Source organism: Microbacterium sp. 1154 (genome assembly GCF_031455375.1).
In the GTDB taxonomy this organism is placed as follows: Bacteria; Actinomycetota; Actinomycetes; order Actinomycetales; family Microbacteriaceae; genus Microbacterium.
In genome coordinates this window covers 380,097-398,685 of record NZ_JAVDSN010000001.1, presented here as the reverse complement: position 1 = coordinate 398,685, position 18,589 = coordinate 380,097, and the positions used below count along the sequence as shown (strand labels likewise).

Sequence of the window (18,589 nt, the reverse complement as noted above, 5' to 3'; positions counted from 1 at the left end):
GCGCCGGGGTCAGTCCGACGAGCCGCCGACGAGGATCGAGGCGGTGCCGTCCGGGAGCACCGTGATCTCGCCGTCGACGCGGAAAGCGACGTCTTCTTCGACGGTGCGGACGCTCCCGTCGAAGATGGAGCGGATGTCGACGACGATGTGGGCCACGGCCGCGGCCGAGGGGATGCGCCATCCGGCCCCGTCGGGAACGACGGTGACCACCGGCTGCTTGGCGATCGACCAGGTGGGGGCGTCATCGATGCGGTTGCGCACGGTGAAGCCGAAGGGGCAGCCGGTGGGTTGCAGCACCTGCTGCTGGGCGCAGGTGGTCAGGAAGTCCTCGACCCGTGACTGGACGACCGAGATGAACTCGTCGGTCGGCTGGGCCTGCACATCGACCGGGATGCCGGCCAGCGGTGTGTCGGCGAGCACGGCGACACCGGGGGTCGCCGATATCGCGGTGTCGACGTCGACGGAGTACAGCCCGGGCGAGAACACCAGCAGGGGGACCGCGGCCGTGGGGTCCACGTCGGCGCCGTCGACCGAGACCTGACGCTTGTCGACCTCGAACCCGTTGACGGCGAACCGCATCGATCCGTCGACCGTGAGCTTCATGACCGACAGGGGACTGCGGGCGAACCGCCAGCGGGGGAGGAGGCCCTCGTTCGTGTCGTGCTGGATGGAGAAGGTCGTCTGGCCGTCGTAGCCGCCGGCGGTGTAGCTGACGGTGATCTGCGTCTGATCGCCGTTCGTGCTCTCGCCGACGATCTCGGCGTTCGTCAGGGCGGCCAGGGCGTCCGGACGCAGCAGTGCCTCGGAGGAGGTGGCCGGAAGGCCCGCGGACTGGAGGTCGGCGGAATCCACCGCGACGCCCGGAATCGCGAGCGCCTCGGCGGTCCGGCGGTCCTGCAACAGCTCGAGGTAGTGCTGCACGAACGCGCGCGGGCTGTAGAACTCGCGGTAGAGCGAAGCGGCCCCGGCCCCGAGGGCCGCGATCAGCAGCACGCCGACGAGGGCGATCCCGACGATGGTGCGTGCCGGGCGTGCGCGCGCGCCGCGAAAGCCCTCGGGCGTCGCGGGGCCCCCGCCTGCGGTGTCCACGCCTCCAGTGTAGGAAAACCTCCTGTGGAGGCGCCGCGCGCGTCAGCGCATGACGAGCGACTGCACCACGGCCACGGCGGCGAGCTGGCCACCCGCGATGGCTGCGGCGAGCGAGAACATCGGTCCCGGCAGGTGGTCGGGCTGCGCCAGGTCGCCCACCGCGTACACGTTCTCGATGCTCGTCCGGCCGAAGGGATCGGTGCGCACGGCCCCCGTCTCCTGCAGCTCCACGCCGAGTTCGCCGAGGAAGTCGGCGCGCGAACGCCAGGTCGGAGCGACGAAGGCCCCGGCCACCTCGATCGCGGAACCGTCGGTGAGCTCCAGAGCGAGCCCCTCGTCCGTGCCGTCGATGCGGGTCACGGTGGCGGGATCGACGAGATGGACCTCGGATGCCACGGGCTCGAGCATCCGTCCGAGCACGGCGGCGTGGTCGCTGCCGTTGACGATCGCGACGGGGCGGCCGGCGAACTCGTGGCCGTGGCAGAACGGGCAGTTCGCGACGCGGTCGCCCCACTGCTCGGCTAGGCCGGGGATGTCGGGGAGCCGGTCGGCGACGCCCGTGGCGAGGATGACGGCGTGGGCGCGGAGACGCTCGGCGCCGACACGGACGGTCAGGGCGGCGTCTTCTCTCACCACGGCGGTGACGGCGGCATCCCGGATCTCGACGTCGGGGTAGGCGGCGACCTCGTCACGGCCGATGCGGCGGAGCTCGGCGGGATCGCGGCCGTCGTTGGTCAGCAGGTTGTGCGCGTGACGGACGGTGCCGTTGCGGTAGTCGCGCGAGTCGAGCAGCAGTGTGCGGCGGTGCATGCGCCCGAGGGTGAGGGCGGCCTGCAGGCCGGCGGGGCCGCCTCCGATGATGATCGCGTCGTACACGATGAGCTCCCTTCCGTTTGCGTTCCGCTCCATCCTGTGACTTCATGTCGACATGAAGTCAAGTGCGGTGCGGGACGGCGAGTCGATCGGCGAGGCGGCGGCACGGTTCGGTCTCGAGACGCATGTGCTGCGGCACTGGGAGGACGAGGGGCTGCTCCGCCCGACTCGGGATGCCGCGGGCCGACGCCGCTACGACGAGGGCGACAGCGTGCGCATCGCGGTGATCCTGCGCAACAAGGCGGCGGGGCTCTCGCTCGAGCAGATCCGCGTGCTGCTCGACGACGATGCCCCCGACCGCCACCGGGTGCTCGAGGAGCACGTCGCCGAGCTCGACCGCCGGGCGGCCGACATCGCTCAGGCGCGGGCGATGACCGAGCACGCCCTGCGCTGCCGCGCGCACGACATCACCGAGTGCCCGCGATTCCGCAGTCACGTCGCCGACGTGCTCTCGGGAGAGGCGCGCTGGCTGCTCGTCCACACCGAGCCGACGGGCGGCCCCGTCCCCCGCTCGCCGCCCGAGGCGAGCTGTGCGAACTAGCATGGGCCGGTGACCACGCCGCCCCTTTCCGCCGAGCAGCAGGCGCTGTTCCGGCTGATCGAGGACACACGGGAGCACGTCTTCGTCACCGGTCGTGCGGGCACCGGAAAGTCCACGCTCCTGCAGCACCTGGCGTGGAACACGAAGAAGCAGATCGCCGTGTGCGCGCCCACGGGGGTGGCGGCCCTGAACGTCGAGGGCCAGACGATCCACTCGCTGTTCCGTCTGCCGATCGGGCTCATCGCGAACGGCGACATCGATCAGAACGACGCCACGCGCAAGATCCTCAACGCCATCGACACGCTCGTGATCGATGAGATCTCGATGGTGAACGCCGATCTCATGGATGCCATCGACCGCTCGCTCCGCCAGGCCCGGGGCCGGCGTTCGGAGCCGTTCGGCGGCACGCAGATCGTGATGTTCGGCGATCCGTACCAGCTCGCGCCCGTGCCGCCGCGGGGCGATGAGATGCGGTACATCCAGGACCACTACCGCTCGTTCTGGTTCTTCGACGCGAAGGTCTGGTCGGGTGAGGCCGCCAGCGACGGTCTCATCGACATCGGTCGGCACGGCGCCGACCTGCACGTCAACGAGCTCGTCGAGATCCACCGTCAGTCCGACCCCGGGTTCAAGCAGCTGCTCAACGCCGTGCGGTACGGGCGCGTCACGGCCGAGATGGCCGGCATCCTGAACACCGCCGGGGCGCGGACGCCCCCGCATCCGGCCGACGGCGAGCACCCGATCATCACGCTCGCGACCCGCAACGACCGCGTCAACACCATCAACCGCAAGCACCTCGACGAGCTGATCGGACGCACGCAGACGGCCAACGCCGAGATCTCGGGAGACTTCGGCCGGGGCGAGGCCAACTATCCGGCCGAGATGGAGCTCACGCTCAAGGTCGGCGCGCAGGTGATGTTCCTCCGCAACGACGCGGCGCAGTTCGGTGAGGCTCCGCGATGGGTCAACGGCACGATCGGCACCGTGACCCGCATCGCCGGTGACAGCGTCCGCGTCGAGGTCGACGGCATCGCGCACGATGTCGAGCCGGCCGTCTGGGAGAGGTACCGCTACGCGTACGATCCGGGGACGAAGAACCTCTCGCGCGAGATCGTCGCCGAGTTCACGCAGTTCCCGCTGCGGCTCGCCTGGGCCGTGACCATCCACAAGTCGCAGGGCAAGACCTACGATCGCGCGGTCGTCGACCTGGGTGCGGGGGCCTTCGCCCCCGGGCAGACCTACGTCGCGCTCAGCCGCTTGACCTCGCTCGACGGCCTGTACCTCACCCGTCCGCTCAAGCCGAGCGACATCCGCGTCGACGAGGACGTACGCCGGTTCATGAAACAGGCGTGGATGAGCAGGCAGGCGGCCGCTCACGCTTGAACGGGCCGGTCGCCGTCCGTTCAGGCGACCTGGTCGGCCTTCGCCCGTGTGAGGTCGGCGAACAGCTCGGTGGTGAAGCGGTAGGCCACGAGGACCTCGGCGATGACGCGTTCCTTCTCGCGGTCGTCCCAGGGGGCCGCGTCGAGCTGCTCGCGGTAGACGGTCTTGAACGCCTTGGGGTCGGCGATGTCGCCGAACAAGAGGAAGCCGATGCCGTTGGTCTCGAACCCGAATCGGCGCTGCATGAGTCGGCCGATCGAGGGGCCGCCCGACAGGTCGCCGAGCAGGCGCGTGTAGTGGTGCGCGACGAAGCCGCCGGGCCAGGTCGCGGCCACGCGGCGGATGCGCGAAATGTACGCCTGCGTGGTGGGGAGCGGAGTGATCCGCTCGCGCCAGTCGTCGCCGATGAGGAAGGCGAGGTCGGCCTCGAGAGCGGGGAGGCGCGAGTGGCGCCCCCGGAGGAACACGGATGCCACCGGGTCGTCGCCCATGCGGACGGCGGCCTCTTCGAGGGCGGCATAGATGAACCAGTGCTGCGCGATGAGGGCGATGTAGTCGTCGCGGGTGCCGGCCCCGGTGAGCAGGTCGGTCATGAACCCGTCGCACTCGTGGGGCGAATGCGCGTCACTGGAACGCTCGCGCAGAGCGGTCGAGAACGGGACGACGGCGTTCATGCGGCCATCATACGCATAGAGTTAGGTTCCCCTAACCCCCATTTCCCTCAGAAACCTCCCTCCGCCGGCCGGTCGTGATGCAGACGTGACGGTACGACAGCGCAAGCGCCGCTTTCGTTCAGGTGCCATGTGTTTGAATCTTCAGAGCGGGCGCTTCGTCGCGCGCGGAAGTGGTGGGGGTTTCACATGCGGGCATGGCGTCGTTCCGCGACCATCGCGATCGCGGGAGCGAGCGTTCTCGCCCTCGTGCTGAGCGGCTGCTCGCCGCAGGGCTCGGTGTCGATCAACGTTCCGGCCCAGGTCGATGCGCCCCTGCCCGAAGCGACCGTGACCGAGCTGCAAGAGGCGGTCACCTCGGCGATGACCGCGACGGGTTCCACCGGTGCGATCGTCGGCGTCTGGGCGCCCTGGAGTGGCACGTGGGTGTCGGGGCTGGGAACGCAGGGTCCCGGTGGCGCCGAAGTGACCGCCGACCTGGGGTTCCGCGCGGGCGATGTGACCGGGGCGATGACGTGCGACGTCCTGTACCGCTTGGCCGCCGACGGCACGCTCTCGATGAACGACCCCGTCACCACCTGGGTCAGCAACCTGCCCGGGTACGACGCCATCACCCTGCGCCAGCTCTGCGACGGCACGTCCGGTCTCGCGTCCTATACCTCGGTGCTCGAGGGTCAGGTGGCGAACAATCCCGAGCGCGTCTGGAACCCGCGCGAACTCATGACCTACGGCATCGCCAGCCCGCGTACCAACGCCCCGGGTGTCGCCTTCTCGGATTCGGCGACCGATTTCGTGATCGCCGGTCTCGCCGCAGAGCGCGCGGCCAACGAACCGATCGCGCAGCTCATCGCCGAGCGCGTGACCGAGCCCCTCGGGCTCGAGGCGACCGGCATCCCCGGTTCCGCCCCCGCCGCCCCCGCGGATGCCTCGCTGCAGGGCTACTGGTCGCAGCAGAACGCCGAGGGCGCGTGGAACTGCACCGACCCGCGCGACTACACCGAGATGTCCTCGAGCTACGGCGGCGCCGCCGCCGGCGCCGTGACGAACATCACCGATCTCGGGCGGTACGCCCAGGCGCTCGCCACCGGCGCACTGCTCCCCTCGGGGAACGACCGTTTCGCCGCTCCCGTGCCCGTCGGCGGCGATCAGCCCACGTGGTTCACCTCCGCGGGCGGCGCCTTCCAGGCCGGGTCGCTGATCGGTCAGTACGGGTCGATGCCCGGCTACCTGGTGGGGGCGTTCGCCGACCCCACGACCGGGATGTCGATCGCGGTCGTGCTGAACAACTCCGGCGGCAACAAGACCACCGGTGCCTGGCTGGCCTGGGAGCTTGCGGCCATCGTCTCGAAGGCACCCGCCGCCCAGGGCCAGACCGCGCCACAGGCGGGCCTGCCGTGGACCGCCGAGCAGATGCGCGACAACATCAACAGCAACGCCATCTGCGCCGCCCCCGCCGGATGATCCCGCGATGACCGCGCGCGGTGGGCAGGGTTCTGCCGCCTCGCTCGTGCTCGTCGGACTGGCGTGCCAAGAGGTCGGCGCCTCGTTCGCGGTCCTGTTGTTCCCGCAGACGGGCCCGCTCGGCATCGTCATGCTGCGGCTGCTGTTCTCGGCCGTGCTGCTGCTGATCATCGCCCGTCCACGCCTGCGGGGACACGCCGGCTCCGCGTGGCGCTCGGTCATCGGGTTCGGCGTGGTGCTGGCATCCATGAACGGGCTTTTCTATCTCGCACTCGAGCGACTGCCGCTGGGCGTGACCGTGACGATCGAGGTGCTCGGGCCCCTCACCCTGTCGATCCTCACGGCGACGGGCGCGGCGCGATGGGTGTGGGCCGGGCTCGCGCTCGGCGGCGTCGTCGCGCTCGGCGCGGGCGGGTGGGATCGCCTCGACGCCCTCGGCGTGCTCTTCGCGTTGGGCGCCGCGGTGAGCTGGGCGCTGTACATCCTCGCCTCGGCGCGGGTGGGTCGAGAATTCCCGAGGCTGGACGGCCTGGCGTTGGCGATGGCGGTCGGCGCGGTCATCGCTCTGCCGTTCGGCATCGCCCAGGCGGGATCCGCCCTGCTGCGGCTCGACATCCTGGCCATCGGGGCCGCGGTCGCCCTGCTGTCGTCGACGATCCCGTACGCGCTCGAACTCATCGCGCTCCGGCGGCTCGCGGCTTCGGCCTTCGCCATCCTCATGAGCCTCGGCCCCGCCACCGCCTCGATCGCCGGGTTCCTGCTCCTCGGCCAGCACCTCTCGTGGCTCGAGCTCGGGGGAATCGCGCTCGTCATCGTCGCCAGCATCGGCGCGGTGCTCGCCGCGGCCCGCCGCAGCGCGGGGGCACGGCATCCGGGACCGGATTCCGAAGAGCCCCTGAGCGAGCCCGTCGGCTGAGCGGATGCCATGACCCCGGCGCGGACGCAAGGGGTCGGTCCCGCCCGGCTGCGGTGGCGAGGATGACGACATGAGCGACGACCAGCAGCAGACCGCGAAGGACTTCGACGAGGCGGTCAACATGACCGCGAGCGAGCTGAAGAAGTGGCTCGACACCGACGAGTCGAAGTCGGTCGGGCAGAAGAAGGACGGCGGCGAGTCGACCGGCCACGAGAGCGGGCGTCACATCGTGCGCATCCTCGAGAAGAAGAAGGCCGACCTCACCGACGACGACTACGCCCACATGCGGAAGGTCGTCGGATACGTGAAGCGGCACAGCGCACAGAAGCCGAAGGGCGACATCACCGACACCGACTGGCGGTACTCTCTCATGAACTGGGGCAACGACCCTAAGAAGTGAGCCGCGTCGAGGAACGGGGCGTATACATCGCGTGAGGATCGCGCGCCGCCCGGTCCCGCGTCATAGCCCGGCGGGGTAGAACGGAACCATGCCCATCATCGACAGCGCCGTGTACGTCGACGGACACCGGATCGAGAACCCCGCGAGCCTCGACCAGACCTTCGAGTACATGGAGGCGCACGGCGGAATGGCGTGGATCGGACTGCTGCGCCCCGCGCCCGAAGAACTCGAGCGGGTCGCCGCCGAGTTCTCGCTGCACCCGCTCGCCGTCGAGGACGCGCTCGCCGGCCACCAGCGCGCGAAGCTCGAGCGATACGGGAGTAACCTCTTCGCGGTGCTGCGCCCCGCCCGGTACATCGACGAGACCGAGACCGTCGAGTTCGGCGAGCTGCACGTGTTCATCGGCCCCGACTACGTCGTGACGGTGCGGCACGCGGAGGTCCCCGATCTGGCGGCGGTGCGCAAGCGGCTCGAGAAGAACCCCGACCTGCTCGCGCGGGGTCCCGAGGCGGTGCTGTACGCGATCCTCGACGAGGTCGTCGACCAGTACGACCCCGTGGCGCGTGGCCTGCAGAACGACGTCGACGAGATCGAAGACCAGCTCTTCGGCGAGGGCGGCGCCGATCTGACGCAGCGCATCTACGAGCTCGCCCGCGAGGTCATCCACTTTCAGCGGGCGACCGAGCCGTTGCGCGACATGCTCGAGGCCCTGCTGCGCGGCGCCGACAAGTACGGTGTCGACCTCGAGCTCCAGCGGTCGTTGCGCGACGTCCTCGACCACGTGCTGCGCCAGTGCGAGAAGCTCACGGCCCTGCGGGCGATCCTCGACAACGCCCTCACGGTCAACGCGACGCTCGTGACGCAGCGACAGACCGAGACCTCGCTTCGCCAGAACGAAGAGGTCAAGAAGATCTCGGGATGGGCCGCGATCCTCTTCGCGCCGTCGCTGGTGGGCGGCATCTACGGCATGAACTTCAAGAACATGCCCGAGCTCGACTGGACCTTCGGGTACCCGATGGCGCTCGCCCTCATGGCGGCCACCTCGGTGGGCCTCTGGTTCGCTTTCAAGCGCAAACACTGGCTCTGAACCGTCGCGCCGGGCCTCGGCATCCGATCCGGGATGCCGAGACTGCGGCGCGCTTGCTGGACAGACGCTGCGCGATTCGCACGATGGGTACGTGACCGACTCCTCCCCCCGCTCGAGCGACGCCGCAGAGCCGCCCCGCACCACCTCGACCGTCCAGCTCGAGGACAGCGGGTATCACAAGCGCCTCACGTCGCGTCAGGTGCAGATGATCGCGATCGGCGGTGCGATCGGAACGGGCCTGTTCCTGGGTGCCGGCGGTCGCCTGGCCCAGGCCGGCCCCGCGATCGTGCTGTCGTACGCCGTGTGCGGTGTGTTCGCGTTCTTCATCCTCCGCGCGCTCGGCGAGCTGGTGCTGCACCGGCCCACCTCGGGCTCCTTCGTGTCGTACGCGCGCGAGTTCTTCGGCGAGAAGGCGGCCTTCGTCTCGGGCTGGTTCTACTGGATCAACTGGGCCACGACCACGATGGTCGACATCACCGCGGCCGCGCTCTACATGAACTTCTTCGGCAAGTACGTGCCGTGGATCGCCGCGGTCCCGCAGTGGGTCTGGGCGCTGGCCGCGCTCGTCACCGTGCTGGCGGTCAACCTGGTGTCGGTGAAGGTGTTCGGCGAGCTGGAGTTCTGGTTCGCGCTCATCAAGGTCGCCGCCCTCGTGGCGTTCCTGCTCGTGGGCATCTACTTCGTCGTCTTCGGCACCCCCACGGGCGCCCCCACCGGGTTCTCGCTCATCGCCGACAACGGCGGGTTCTTCCCCAACGGCATCCTGCCCGCGATCATCCTCATGCAGGGCGTGGTGTTCGCGTACGCCTCGATCGAGCTGGTCGGCACCGCCGCCGGTGAGACGAAGAATCCCGAGAAGGTCATGCCGCGCGCGATCAACTCGGTCATCTTCCGCGTGGCGATCTTCTACGTCGGTTCGGTGCTGCTGCTCGCCCTGCTGCTGCCGTACACGGCGTACACGAAGGACGAGAGCCCGTTCGTCACCTTCTTCGGGTCGATCGGCGTGCCCGGCGTCGACGTGATCATGAACCTCGTCGTGCTCACCGCGGCCCTGTCGTCGCTGAACGCGGGGCTGTACTCCACCGGCCGCATCCTGCGCTCGATGGCGGTCGCGGGATCGGCGCCGAAGTTCGCCTCGCGCATGAACAAGGCGGGCGTCCCCTACGGCGGCATCGCGATCACCGCGGTCGTCGCGCTGCTCGGCGTCGCCATCAACTACGTCAACCCGAGCGACGCGTTCGAGACCGTGCTGAACGTCGCCGCCGTCGGCATCCTGGTCACCTGGGCCACGATCATCCTCTGCCAGATGAAGTTCAAGCGCCTCGCCGACCGCGGCGAGGTCGTGCGGCCGAGATTCCGGCTGTTCTGGGCGCCGTACACGGGGTACGCGACGCTCGTGTTCCTCGCGGTCGTGCTCGTGCTGGTGTTCATCGACTCCCCCGCGACGCTGCTCGTGGCGGTACTGGCGAGCCTCGCGATCACGGCCGGGTGGTTCGCATGCCGCAAGCGCATAGCCGAGCTCGCCGCCGAGCGCGAGGGCTACACCGGGACGGTGCCGGTGGTGCCGAGCCCCTTCCCCCAGCCGCGCGAGAAGAAGGCGCGCGACGACACGCACTGAGCACGCGGGCGCCCGGGCCATCGGGGGCGGGGCCGCGCGTGCCTGCGCGTCACGAGAACAGGAGATGCGACGAGAACAGGCGGATCCGACGCGGATCGCCCTGTTCTCGTCGCGCAGCCTGTTCTCGTGGCGGTGTCAGCGCGCGGAGCGACCGAAGTGGAACGGGCACGACGCCGGGGCGTCGGCGGGGCGCACGCGTCCTCCGGAGCGCGGCTTGGTCGGCATCCGTCGCCTGTTGACCTCGAGACCGCGGCCGCTGATGCGGATGCGCGGGTCGCTCAAGACGGCGATGGATGCCGCGAGCCCGGCGATGGCGAGCTTCTCCCCGGGGCAGCGGTGGCCGGTGCGCACGTCGGCACCCCCGTGGGGCACGAACGCGCGGAGCGCTTCGTAGTCGTCGACGCCGACGAAGCGCTCGGGGTCGAACGACGAGGGGCGTTCCCACTCGCGGGTGTCGGTGTCGGTCCCGAGGATGTCGAGCACGACCCGGCCGCCGGCGGACACCCGCTGGCCGTCGAGCTCGATGTCGGTCTCGGCCCACGCCGGAAGCATGGGCACGAACGGGGCCGTGCGGCGGATCTCCTGCGCGAAGGCCGTCGCGAGCTCGCCGCCGACGAGGGTGCCGCGCTCGGCGGTCTCGGCGGCGATGCGCGCGCGCCACTCGGGGCGGTCGTGGAGCTCTTTCGCGGCGAAGGCGACGAAGCGCGAGACGGCGATCATCGGGCGGAAGCTGTTCTGCAGCTCGATGCCCGCGGTCTTCGCGGGCACGAGGTCGCCGTTCTGGTCGCGGTGGTGCGCCCAGGCGTGCAGGGCCGTGTTCTCGTCGGGGCGCAGGGTGCCGGCGCGCACCGCGTCGATGAGCTCGGCCGCGTGGCGGTCGGACCACCCGCGGTTCAGCAGCGCGAGAGCGAACTCGGGGGAGTAGGGGACCCCGAAGCCGTCGACGATCTGCGCCTGCCGCCGGGCCCAGCGGGTCTGCGCCGCCGCGGTGCCGGGAATGCCGGCCCAGCGCATGATCGACCGGCCGAGGGCGCCGACCGCCGCGTCGTACGCCGAGCGCTCGCCGCCCGCGATCCAGGCGTCGAGTTCGCCCCGCCACTGACGGTCGAGCTCGGGCAGCAGGCGCTGCACCTCGGCGTCGTCGTACAGAACGTCGACGAAGGTGGACTTGCGGTGGCGGTGTTCGTCGCCGTCGAGGCTGTGCACCGAGCCGTGGCCGAAGAGCGACTCCTGGATGAAGGCCGGCATGGCGCCGTGGCGGCGGATCCGCGACTCGTCGTAGAACAGATCGACGCCTTCCTCGCCCCGGACGAACAGCGCCTCGCGCCCGAGCAGGCGGAACGGCACCGCACGGGCACCGCGGTCGGCGCGACGCCACAGGTGCGCGCCGAAGCCGTAGCCGCGCAGCAGGAGCGAGAGCGAGTCGTCACGAAGGAGGGCGAGGGGGGATGCCATGCCCTCACGCTGTCACGCCCGTTTCGGGCTGCCGAGGGGGCGGCGCGCCGACGGGTCGTGTGGTAGCTCGTCGACGCTCGCCCGGGACTCTGCGCGGACGGGCCGGGTCGTCGGCATCCCGCCGATAATGGGGGAGTGGAGGTCTGGGAGACGCGAGAGTGGTTCGCCGACTATCTCGATGCCCTCAACCGGCACGACCTCGAAGCCATCCGGGGGTTCCTGCACCCGGCGGTGCGCCGGGCGCACCTGCCCGCGGGGGCCGAGGCGTGGATCGCCGATCTCGCCGAGCTGTTGCACGGCTTTCCGGATTGGCAGTGGAAACGCATCCAGCTGATCGTCGAGGACGATCGTCTGGCGGTGCACCTGCGCGGCGGGGGAGCGCACACCGGGGCTTTCGCCCATGTCGGCCCGACCCGTCGGCGCGTGAACATCGCCTCGTTCGCGATGTACCGCGTCGAGAAGGGGCGCATCGTCGAGGCGACGGGCACCGACGACTCCGCGCAGATCCGCGCCGCTCTGGCCTGAGCGAACGAGCTCGCGCACGCATCGCTCGGTCGCGCACTCCATCGCTGCGCGATCTGTCAAGGGCGGCCGCATGTCGGAGGGGCCGGGTACGGTCGCTCTCGCCCGTTTCCATCCCGGGTAGAAAGAGGGGCGACCATGGTGTCACACGACCGCCCCGGCGCCGGAGTCGTCTGGGCTCGCGTCGAAGACGGCTTCCACGTCGGCAGTAGGAGCGGGGTGTTCCTCGGCTACATCGACCGTCAGCCCGGCGGCGCGTTCCTGGCGTACAACGGCCGTTCGCGCCTCGTCGGTCGCTTCGAGGCCCTCACCGCCGCGATGGCCGCCGTGACCAACGACCAGCCCCCGCAGGACGCCGAGATCACCCTCCGCGAAGTGCGCGTCCCCGCGCCCCGGTCGATCGACGGCGGGAAGGCCTCATGAGTTCTGACCTCGTCTCCATCTCGTACGTCAGCGCGGCCTCGGAGCCCTTCGACGACGGCCACCTGAACGACCTTCTCGCGCAGAGCCGCCGCTCGAACCACGGCCACGATCTCACCGGCATGCTGCTGTATCGCCGCGGACGCTTCTTCCAGGTCCTCGAGGGGCCGCAGGATGCCGTCGACGAGCTCATGACGAAGATCCGCCGCGACCCGCGGCACACGGGCGTCCGCGTGCTGCTCTCGGAGCACATCGACGAGCGCCGCTTCACGGAGTGGACGATGGGGTACGAGCCGATCGGCGTACCCACCACTCCCGCTCCCGAGGGCTTCCGCGACACGTTCGACGATCTCGAGGCCGACGACGAGGACGCGAGCATCCGCGCGGTGCGCGAGCTCACCGTGTGGTTCCGCGCGCGGACCGCGGGTGACAGCTGACGAGGAGCTCGTCGCCGGTCGGTCGCGGTAGCGTCGCGGAGTGACCACTCATCCCGCCCGTGCTCGCGGACGTCTGCGTTCCCTCGCGCGCGTCGTCGCCGGCGCGGTCGTGCTGGCGGTCGTGCTGTTCGCCTACGTGCTGCGTGTCGCGGCGGACGATGCCAACCCCTTCGATTTCTTCGGGTACTTCACTAACCAGACGAGCAGCTTGACGGCGCTCGTGCTGATCGCCGTGGGAACACTCGGTCTCGCAGGGCGTCAGGTCCCGTTCTCCGTCGCGGTCGCGTGGGCGGTCGGCGCCGCCTGCCTCATCGTGGTCGCCGTCGTCTACAACGGGCTCGTCCCCGGCACGGGTTCGGCGCCTCCGTGGGTCAGCACGATGCTGCACATCGTGTTCCCCGTGCTCGTGGTCGTCGACCTCGCCACGGCTCCCGACCGGCCCCGACTCGCGTGGCGGCACCTCTGGTGGGTGCTCCCCTACCCTCTGGTCTGGATCAGCGTCGTCCTCGTGCGCGGCGCGACCGACGGGTGGGTCCCCTACGGATTCCTGCTGCCCGAGCGCGGCCTCGCGTCGCTCGCGCTGCACGTCGTCGGCATCCTCGGTCTGCTGCTCGTCGCCGCGGCGGGCGTCTGGTCCCTCGGCCGACGGAGGTCGTCGCGAGCGCTGCCGTCATAGGGGCGGGTCGAGGGCGCGGAGCGCGGCGTCCATCCGCTCCGCCATGTACGCGTACCCGGTGTCGTTCGGGTGCAGGCCGTCGCCGGCCATCCAGCTGTCGGGGGAGTCGGCGTAATGCTCGTCGAGCCAGTGGCTGGCGCCCTCGATATGGTCGGCGCCGATGCGCGCGGCGGCATCTTCGACCCAGCCGGCGATGACGTCGACCGACGCCGGGCGGTCGGCGGTGTACCAGAAGGGCTCGACGACGACGATCCTCGCGTCGGGCAGCCCCTCGCGCAGACGCTGCAGGTCGCTGTCGATGGTGTCGCGGATGCGGTCGGCCGCCCGGTCGTAACTGAAATTGTCGTTCAGGCCCATGGTCACGAAGACGAGGTCGGGGTGGTCGGCGATGACCTGGGCGGGGATGTCGTCGAGTCCCGGTCCCATCGACGCCCGGCGGTTGACGAAGCCGAGGCCGTTCTCGCTGCGATTGATCTCCTGCCAGCCGCGCTCGGCCGACACGATCGTCGACCACCGTTTGTCGTTCGAGCTCGCCCCCGTGCCGCGCGTGTACGAGTCGCCGTAGAACGAGACGACGGGCCCGGTGGTGGAGGGTGAGGAGTCTGCGGGGGCCGCTGCGCAGGCGGACACGCTGAGAAGAAGGGATGCCGCGGCGATCAGGCCGAGGAGTCGTCGCGCGCGCATGAGCCCATTCTCTGCGTCGTGTCAGTCCTCGGGGGCCGGAGGAGCCGGATCGGCGGCGAGATGTTCGACGTGTCGGGCGATCCTCGCGGCGCGGGTGGCGGGCGTCGGCGCCGTGACGACGGGGTGCAGCACCGAGTATCGCTCGGCCTTGGTCAGCGCCTCGAAGGCTCGTGCTGCCCGGGGCGTGGCATCGAGGGCCTCGCGGAGATCCGCCGGGACCTCCATCGCCGCCGACCCCTCGTAGGCGCGTTCCCACCGGCCGTCCGCCTGCGCCCGGGCGATCTCGTCGGCCCCGCGGGGCCGCAGACGCCCCTCGTCGCTCAGGCGCGCGACGTGATCGACGTTGCGCTTCGACCACATCGAGCGGGCGCGGCGGGGAGTGAAGTGCTGCCGGAAGGTGTCGGCATCCCGAGATTGTTTCCGCCCGTCGATCCACCCGCTGCACAGGGCTTCGTCGAGCGCCTGCGCGTACGTGAGGGAGGTGGGCGAGGTCGTGCCCTTCTTCGCGAGAACGAGCCAGACGCCGTCGCTGGAGTCCTCGTGGGCGTCGAGCCAGGACCGCCAGCGCGCGGCGTCGTCGACGATCAGTTCGGGAACATCTGCCATGGTCGTCGCCCTCTCTTGCGCCTTCCGGACCTTAGCGCGCCCCTCCGACACGCGGGCCCCTATCGGAGCCGGGCACCCGGGGCAAGTGGCCCCCTCTCTCGGCCGCCAGACGGAACTATGAGGGAATGCGCAGTGTGACCTATGCCGGCGAGACCGTGACCACCACCGACGATGTGGCCGAGGCGCTCGTGCAGCTCACCGCGTCGATCGCCGCCGAGGGGCAGGCCGAGGCCGTGAGCATCCCCATCATCACCGGCGGCGGCCAGGAGGACGAGGCCGAGCTCGTCATTGGCGTCGGAAACGACGTGCTCAGCGCCCCCGCGCACTGGGAGGGCGACGAGCCCGACTTCGCCTGGGCCGCTGAGGAGCTGCGTCAGCACAAGCGCTTCCCGCAGGCGCCGGCCATCGCGGTCGAGCAGCCGGGCGACGAGGCGAATCCCGACGCCTTCTGGGACCCCGACCTCGACGGGTTCACCCGCGCCTGACGCCGAGCCCCCGCACCCGCGGGGGGAGCTCGTCAAGCCCACCTCCTCTCCCGCGCCCGGTCGTAGCGTGGGACATCCGCATCGGACGCGACCGGTTCATCGCCCCGATGCGTGAGCCCCGGACAGTTCGGGCGGCCCGCCGTTTCGTGGAGCCGCCCGAACGCTCGGCACCGGGAAGATGGGCACATGCTGCACTCCCTCGTCACCGGCGCCTCGCGCGGAATCGGACGCGCCATCGCCGTCGCCCTCAGCGCACGCGGCGATCGGGTCGCCGTCCACTACGGCCAGGATCGATCGGCCGCCGAAGAGACCCTCGCGCTCCTGCACGGTGACGGGCACCTCTTGGTCGAGGGGGACGTCTCCGACCCGGCGACCGCGGAGCGGATCGTCCAGGACGTCCTCGCCGCATTCGGACGCATCGACGTCCTCGTCAACAACGCGGCGCTCGCCCCGAACCCCTGGACCTCGCACCCGGTCGCGACGGTCGACTACGCCACCTGGCACCGCACGTGGGAACGCATGGTCCAGGTCGATCTGCAGGCGCCCGCCAACCTGAGCTTCCTCGTCGGCCGCGCCCTGATCGAGAGGGGGCTGCCCGGCGCGATCGTGAACGTCGGCTCTCGCGGCGCCTTCCGGGGCGAGCCGGACTTCCCGGCCTACGGGGCGGCGAAGGCGGGGCTGCACGCGATGGGGCAGTCGCTCGCGGTCGCCCTCGCGCCCCACGGCATCGCCGTCACGAGCGTCGCCCCCGGTTTCGTCGGCACCGATCGGCAGCAGGAGAAGCTGACCGGGGCGGAGGGCGACGGCATCCGGGACCAGAGCCCCTTCGGTCGCGTGGCGACCCCCGAAGAGGTGGCGGATGCCGTGGTGTACCTCAGTGCGCCGAACTCGCAGTGGGCGTCGGGAGCCGTCCTCGATCTGAACGGGGCGTCGCACCTGCGGACGTGACGAGTTCGACTCTCGATCGGTGCGATCCTCTCTCGGCTGCGGGCACGGCCGCGCAGCCCCCCCCCGCGATGAGGTCGCGCGACACTGTCCGGGGGTGACGGAGAACTCGGACCTTACTCGGTCGTCGCCGACTCGGGTCTGATCTCGGGTTCTGCTTCGGGTTCGAAGTGCCCGAGAGATCGCTCCTGCAAGAAGGCGCACAGCTCCGCGGCCACCTGGAGCTCGTGGGTGAGGGCATTGAGCTCGAAGCTCGTCAGATCCAAGACCTCGGTGGAGGGCTCGATCAGCACATGCCACGCCAGATCGTCGTCGCTCTCGCGCGGTTCGATCCAGACGGTGTTGGGCGCGTTCTCGAGGGGCATGACGACCAGGCCCGTGTCCTGTCCGTCGTGGCCCTCCTGGATCGCGACACGGACCTCGTCGCCCGCACCGCGAGCGGCGATGAACTCGGCAACCCAGTGCTCGAGCGTGGTCTTGCTGTGGAAAGGCATGGCGAGAAACCTCAGTGCGAACGTGAATCGAGTCAGGGATGGCCCCGCCCCAACGAGGGTGCGCCGTCCTGAGTATGAGCCGGTCAGGCAGCCGAAGCGAGCTGTACGCGGTGAGCGTCTTCCTGCTGCTGCCACGTGGCCGCGTTCAGCATCAGACCCGATGACAGAGCGGCCTGATCGGCGAGCTGCCGCAGGTACCCGCCCGACAGGCGCTGCGACTCGGCGCTGGCGTACTCGAAACGCATGGGGATGGCCGGCTGGACCCACAGCGTCGTTCGCGAGTGCGCGGCCTCGGTGTCCGTCCACGTGATGGTGAAGGACTCGCTACGACGCAACTTGGTCGACAGGACGACCTGCAGGTACTGCAAGAGACGGTCGTTCACATCGATGGGCTGAGTATCCGAGCCGTAGAAGAGTTTTCCCATGAGGACTCCGTGCGGTGAGGGGTGCGGGTAGTTCAGAAAACGAGGGGAGCGGCGACGACGACGCCTACGGCGGCCGCCGAAGCGAGCATCGCTGCGGCGGCGACGCCGATGCGCCACCGCGGGACGGTGACGACGACGGGGGAGGGGACGAACGTCTGCCGACGCCGGTGAGACGGTGGGGTCCACGTCAACGCGGTGCTGGTCATCGTGACCTTCCTTCTCTCGGCGTCGCGGGTTCTGTCCGACGATGATCAACGTAACAGATAGTCAACGCAGTTAGGTAATTGAATTGAGTGTCATGTTCGTTAAAGATCACTGCGCTTGATGATCATCGCCGGAAGCTTAGGAGGTTAGGTATAGTGGTGGAGACACGATGCGATCCGGGGACGACCATGACAGTAGAAATCGACGACACGTCGCCGCTATCGGCAGCGTTGACGTTCTACTCTCAGGAGCGCGACGCCGCTGCGGCGCGGGCACGTAAGCAGCTCGGCGTCAACGAGCTCGAGGCCAATGCGATGTCCTACATCGCCAAGAATCCGGGTATCCGCCCGTCGGAGTTGGCCGGCTATCTGAGGGTCACGTCCGCGGGTATCACGACCATGGTCGAGCGCCTCGTTCGTCGTGACATTCTGCGTCGCGAGGCTGATCAGGTCGACCGCCGTGTCAACCACATCTATCTGGCGGTCGACATCGAGAAGGAGCCCTGGTCTCAGCTCACGCTCTTCGACGCCACGTGCCGGCAGGTCATCGAGCAACTGGACCCGCGGGTGCAGGCCGATTTCGCCGACCTCCTGAGGCACGCCACGCTCGCGGCGCGCGAGGAGTCGGCGCGTGTGGACCGGGCTGTCGCCTAGCTAGTTCTCGGCGTCGGCCGCGAGCTGGGCCATGTGCTCGACGGACTTGCGCTGCAAGAACGCGCACAGGTCTGCGGCGCGAGAGATCTCACGGCACAACGCGTAAACGGCTTCCGGCGACAACTCGGTCACCTCGGGTTGAGCCTCGAAGGTGACCCGCCAGTCCGGTACGCCCACGGCAATCGGCGCCAGGTACACCGACGTCGTCGCGTTCGCCAGGGGATAGATGACGAGGCCGCTGTCGACGCCACCGACAGGGTCCTGGTCGGCAACGAATGCGGCGACGCCTTCGCCGACCCCGCCAGCGGCGAACTCCTCCAGCCAGGCGTCGAGCATCTCTTTACTGCGAAACGGCACCCCGGGCCCCTTCTGGTTCTCCTGGCGGATCGTGTTCCCGCCAGGCGATCGTACGACATCATGGACGCCGCTCATCAATCCCCTCGTCCGGGCTGCTCCCGGCCCCTCTGCGCCCCGTCGATCTCGTTCCTCCCGGCGTCTGTATCGCCAGGCAAAGGCAGGAGGCGGGCGTCGCCCATCGGCCCCC

General features: G+C 69.9%; 24 protein-coding genes. 14 read left to right on the top strand and 10 right to left on the bottom strand.

What is annotated here, in order from left to right; genetic code table 11:
• Positions 1 to 9: 9 nt before the first annotated feature.
• Entirely contained in the window at positions 10 to 1,089 is a 1,080-nt protein-coding gene (locus tag J2X55_RS01705; RefSeq protein WP_309821615.1) for a hypothetical protein, read from the bottom strand.
• A gap of 42 nt (positions 1,090 to 1,131) precedes the next feature.
• The gene (locus J2X55_RS01700) at positions 1,132 to 1,998 is read right to left on the bottom strand and encodes an NAD(P)/FAD-dependent oxidoreductase (RefSeq protein WP_309821614.1); all 867 of its coding nucleotides are present in this window, start codon (positions 1,996 to 1,998) and stop codon (positions 1,132 to 1,134) included.
• A gap of 19 nt (positions 1,999 to 2,017) precedes the next feature.
• Here J2X55_RS01700 and J2X55_RS01695 point away from each other — a divergent pair, with 19 nt between their 5' ends.
• Positions 2,018 to 2,503 carry a MerR family transcriptional regulator gene (locus J2X55_RS01695; RefSeq protein ID WP_309821613.1) on the top strand — a complete coding sequence of 162 codons (486 nt, stop codon included), beginning with the start codon at positions 2,018 to 2,020 and terminating at the stop codon, positions 2,501 to 2,503.
• 9 nt (positions 2,504 to 2,512) lie between these two features.
• Complete coding sequence (locus J2X55_RS01690) at positions 2,513 to 3,886, top strand: ATP-dependent RecD-like DNA helicase (protein WP_115916674.1); 1,374 nt, start codon at positions 2,513 to 2,515, stop codon at positions 3,884 to 3,886.
• Between the two features lie 20 nt (positions 3,887 to 3,906).
• On the opposite strand, the gene J2X55_RS01685 is transcribed toward J2X55_RS01690, so the two are convergent.
• On the bottom strand, positions 3,907 to 4,560 hold the full coding sequence (locus J2X55_RS01685) for a heme oxygenase (biliverdin-producing) (protein WP_115916676.1): 654 nt from the start codon (positions 4,558 to 4,560) through the stop codon (positions 3,907 to 3,909).
• Between the two features lie 186 nt (positions 4,561 to 4,746).
• Here J2X55_RS01685 and J2X55_RS01680 point away from each other — a divergent pair, with 186 nt between their 5' ends.
• The 5 genes from J2X55_RS01680 (at position 4,747) to J2X55_RS01660 (ending at position 10,039) form a co-directional block, all read left to right on the top strand.
• Positions 4,747 to 6,018 (top strand): serine hydrolase domain-containing protein, encoded by a 1,272-nt coding sequence (locus J2X55_RS01680; protein ID WP_309821612.1) that lies wholly within the window; start codon positions 4,747 to 4,749, stop codon positions 6,016 to 6,018.
• Between the two features lie 7 nt (positions 6,019 to 6,025).
• Positions 6,026 to 6,934, top strand: coding sequence for an EamA family transporter (locus tag J2X55_RS01675; protein ID WP_309821611.1), 909 nt, complete (start codon positions 6,026 to 6,028; stop codon positions 6,932 to 6,934).
• A gap of 70 nt (positions 6,935 to 7,004) precedes the next feature.
• Positions 7,005 to 7,334: a DUF3140 domain-containing protein gene (locus J2X55_RS01670; protein ID WP_115916682.1), complete on the top strand. Its 330-nt coding sequence runs from the start codon at positions 7,005 to 7,007 to the stop codon at positions 7,332 to 7,334.
• 88 nt (positions 7,335 to 7,422) lie between these two features.
• Positions 7,423 to 8,421: a magnesium/cobalt transporter CorA gene (corA, locus tag J2X55_RS01665; RefSeq protein WP_115916684.1), complete on the top strand. Its 999-nt coding sequence runs from the start codon at positions 7,423 to 7,425 to the stop codon at positions 8,419 to 8,421.
• A 91-nt stretch (positions 8,422 to 8,512) separates the two neighbouring features.
• Positions 8,513 to 10,039, top strand: a complete 1,527-nt coding sequence (locus J2X55_RS01660) for an amino acid permease (protein WP_309821610.1) — start codon at positions 8,513 to 8,515, stop codon at positions 10,037 to 10,039.
• Between the two features lie 135 nt (positions 10,040 to 10,174).
• Here the strand turns inward: J2X55_RS01660 and J2X55_RS01655 are convergent, their stop codons facing one another.
• Positions 10,175 to 11,494 carry a cytochrome P450 gene (locus J2X55_RS01655; protein WP_309821609.1) on the bottom strand — a complete coding sequence of 440 codons (1,320 nt, stop codon included), beginning with the start codon at positions 11,492 to 11,494 and terminating at the stop codon, positions 10,175 to 10,177.
• A gap of 135 nt (positions 11,495 to 11,629) precedes the next feature.
• On the opposite strand from J2X55_RS01655, the gene J2X55_RS01650 reads away from it, so the two are divergent.
• From J2X55_RS01650 to J2X55_RS01635, 4 genes are all read left to right on the top strand, one after another.
• On the top strand, positions 11,630 to 12,019 hold the full coding sequence (locus J2X55_RS01650; RefSeq protein ID WP_115916689.1) for an ester cyclase: 390 nt from the start codon (positions 11,630 to 11,632) through the stop codon (positions 12,017 to 12,019).
• A gap of 135 nt (positions 12,020 to 12,154) precedes the next feature.
• Positions 12,155 to 12,439, top strand: a complete 285-nt coding sequence (locus J2X55_RS01645; protein WP_181906399.1) for a hypothetical protein — start codon at positions 12,155 to 12,157, stop codon at positions 12,437 to 12,439.
• Complete coding sequence (locus J2X55_RS01640) at positions 12,436 to 12,873, top strand: BLUF domain-containing protein (protein WP_115916691.1); 438 nt, start codon at positions 12,436 to 12,438, stop codon at positions 12,871 to 12,873. Before J2X55_RS01645 ends, J2X55_RS01640 begins: the two co-directional genes overlap by 4 nt.
• Positions 12,874 to 12,913: 40 nt before the next feature.
• Positions 12,914 to 13,549: a Pr6Pr family membrane protein gene (locus J2X55_RS01635; RefSeq protein ID WP_309821608.1), complete on the top strand. Its 636-nt coding sequence runs from the start codon at positions 12,914 to 12,916 to the stop codon at positions 13,547 to 13,549.
• On the opposite strand, the gene J2X55_RS01630 is transcribed toward J2X55_RS01635, so the two are convergent.
• Positions 13,544 to 14,233, bottom strand: coding sequence for an SGNH/GDSL hydrolase family protein (locus J2X55_RS01630; RefSeq protein WP_309821607.1), 690 nt, complete (start codon positions 14,231 to 14,233; stop codon positions 13,544 to 13,546). The genes J2X55_RS01635 and J2X55_RS01630 overlap by 6 nt on opposite strands.
• A gap of 21 nt (positions 14,234 to 14,254) precedes the next feature.
• The gene (locus tag J2X55_RS01625) at positions 14,255 to 14,839 is read right to left on the bottom strand and encodes a YdeI/OmpD-associated family protein (RefSeq protein ID WP_309821606.1); all 585 of its coding nucleotides are present in this window, start codon (positions 14,837 to 14,839) and stop codon (positions 14,255 to 14,257) included.
• A 125-nt stretch (positions 14,840 to 14,964) separates the two neighbouring features.
• Here J2X55_RS01625 and J2X55_RS01620 point away from each other — a divergent pair, with 125 nt between their 5' ends.
• Both J2X55_RS01620 and J2X55_RS01615 read left to right on the top strand, forming a co-directional pair.
• Entirely contained in the window at positions 14,965 to 15,324 is a 360-nt protein-coding gene (locus J2X55_RS01620; protein ID WP_115916699.1) for a hypothetical protein, read from the top strand.
• Between the two features lie 186 nt (positions 15,325 to 15,510).
• Positions 15,511 to 16,272 carry an SDR family oxidoreductase gene (locus J2X55_RS01615; RefSeq protein WP_309821605.1) on the top strand — a complete coding sequence of 254 codons (762 nt, stop codon included), beginning with the start codon at positions 15,511 to 15,513 and terminating at the stop codon, positions 16,270 to 16,272.
• 113 nt (positions 16,273 to 16,385) lie between these two features.
• Here the strand turns inward: J2X55_RS01615 and J2X55_RS01610 are convergent, their stop codons facing one another.
• The 3 genes from J2X55_RS01610 to J2X55_RS01600 form a co-directional block, all read right to left on the bottom strand.
• Positions 16,386 to 16,763, bottom strand: a complete 378-nt coding sequence (locus J2X55_RS01610; RefSeq protein ID WP_115916703.1) for a hypothetical protein — start codon at positions 16,761 to 16,763, stop codon at positions 16,386 to 16,388.
• A gap of 83 nt (positions 16,764 to 16,846) precedes the next feature.
• A complete protein-coding gene (locus tag J2X55_RS01605; protein WP_309821604.1) occupies positions 16,847 to 17,188 on the bottom strand; it encodes a hypothetical protein in 342 nt (113 codons plus the stop codon).
• A gap of 32 nt (positions 17,189 to 17,220) precedes the next feature.
• Positions 17,221 to 17,394 (bottom strand): hypothetical protein, encoded by a 174-nt coding sequence (locus J2X55_RS01600; protein ID WP_181906400.1) that lies wholly within the window; start codon positions 17,392 to 17,394, stop codon positions 17,221 to 17,223.
• Between the two features lie 153 nt (positions 17,395 to 17,547).
• On the opposite strand from J2X55_RS01600, the gene J2X55_RS01595 reads away from it, so the two are divergent.
• The gene (locus J2X55_RS01595; protein WP_309821603.1) at positions 17,548 to 18,045 is read left to right on the top strand and encodes a MarR family winged helix-turn-helix transcriptional regulator; all 498 of its coding nucleotides are present in this window, start codon (positions 17,548 to 17,550) and stop codon (positions 18,043 to 18,045) included.
• Here the strand turns inward: J2X55_RS01595 and J2X55_RS01590 are convergent, their stop codons facing one another.
• Complete coding sequence (locus tag J2X55_RS01590) at positions 18,046 to 18,477, bottom strand: hypothetical protein (protein WP_115916709.1); 432 nt, start codon at positions 18,475 to 18,477, stop codon at positions 18,046 to 18,048. It lies immediately after the preceding gene.
• Between the last annotated feature and the right edge of the window lie 112 nt (positions 18,478 to 18,589).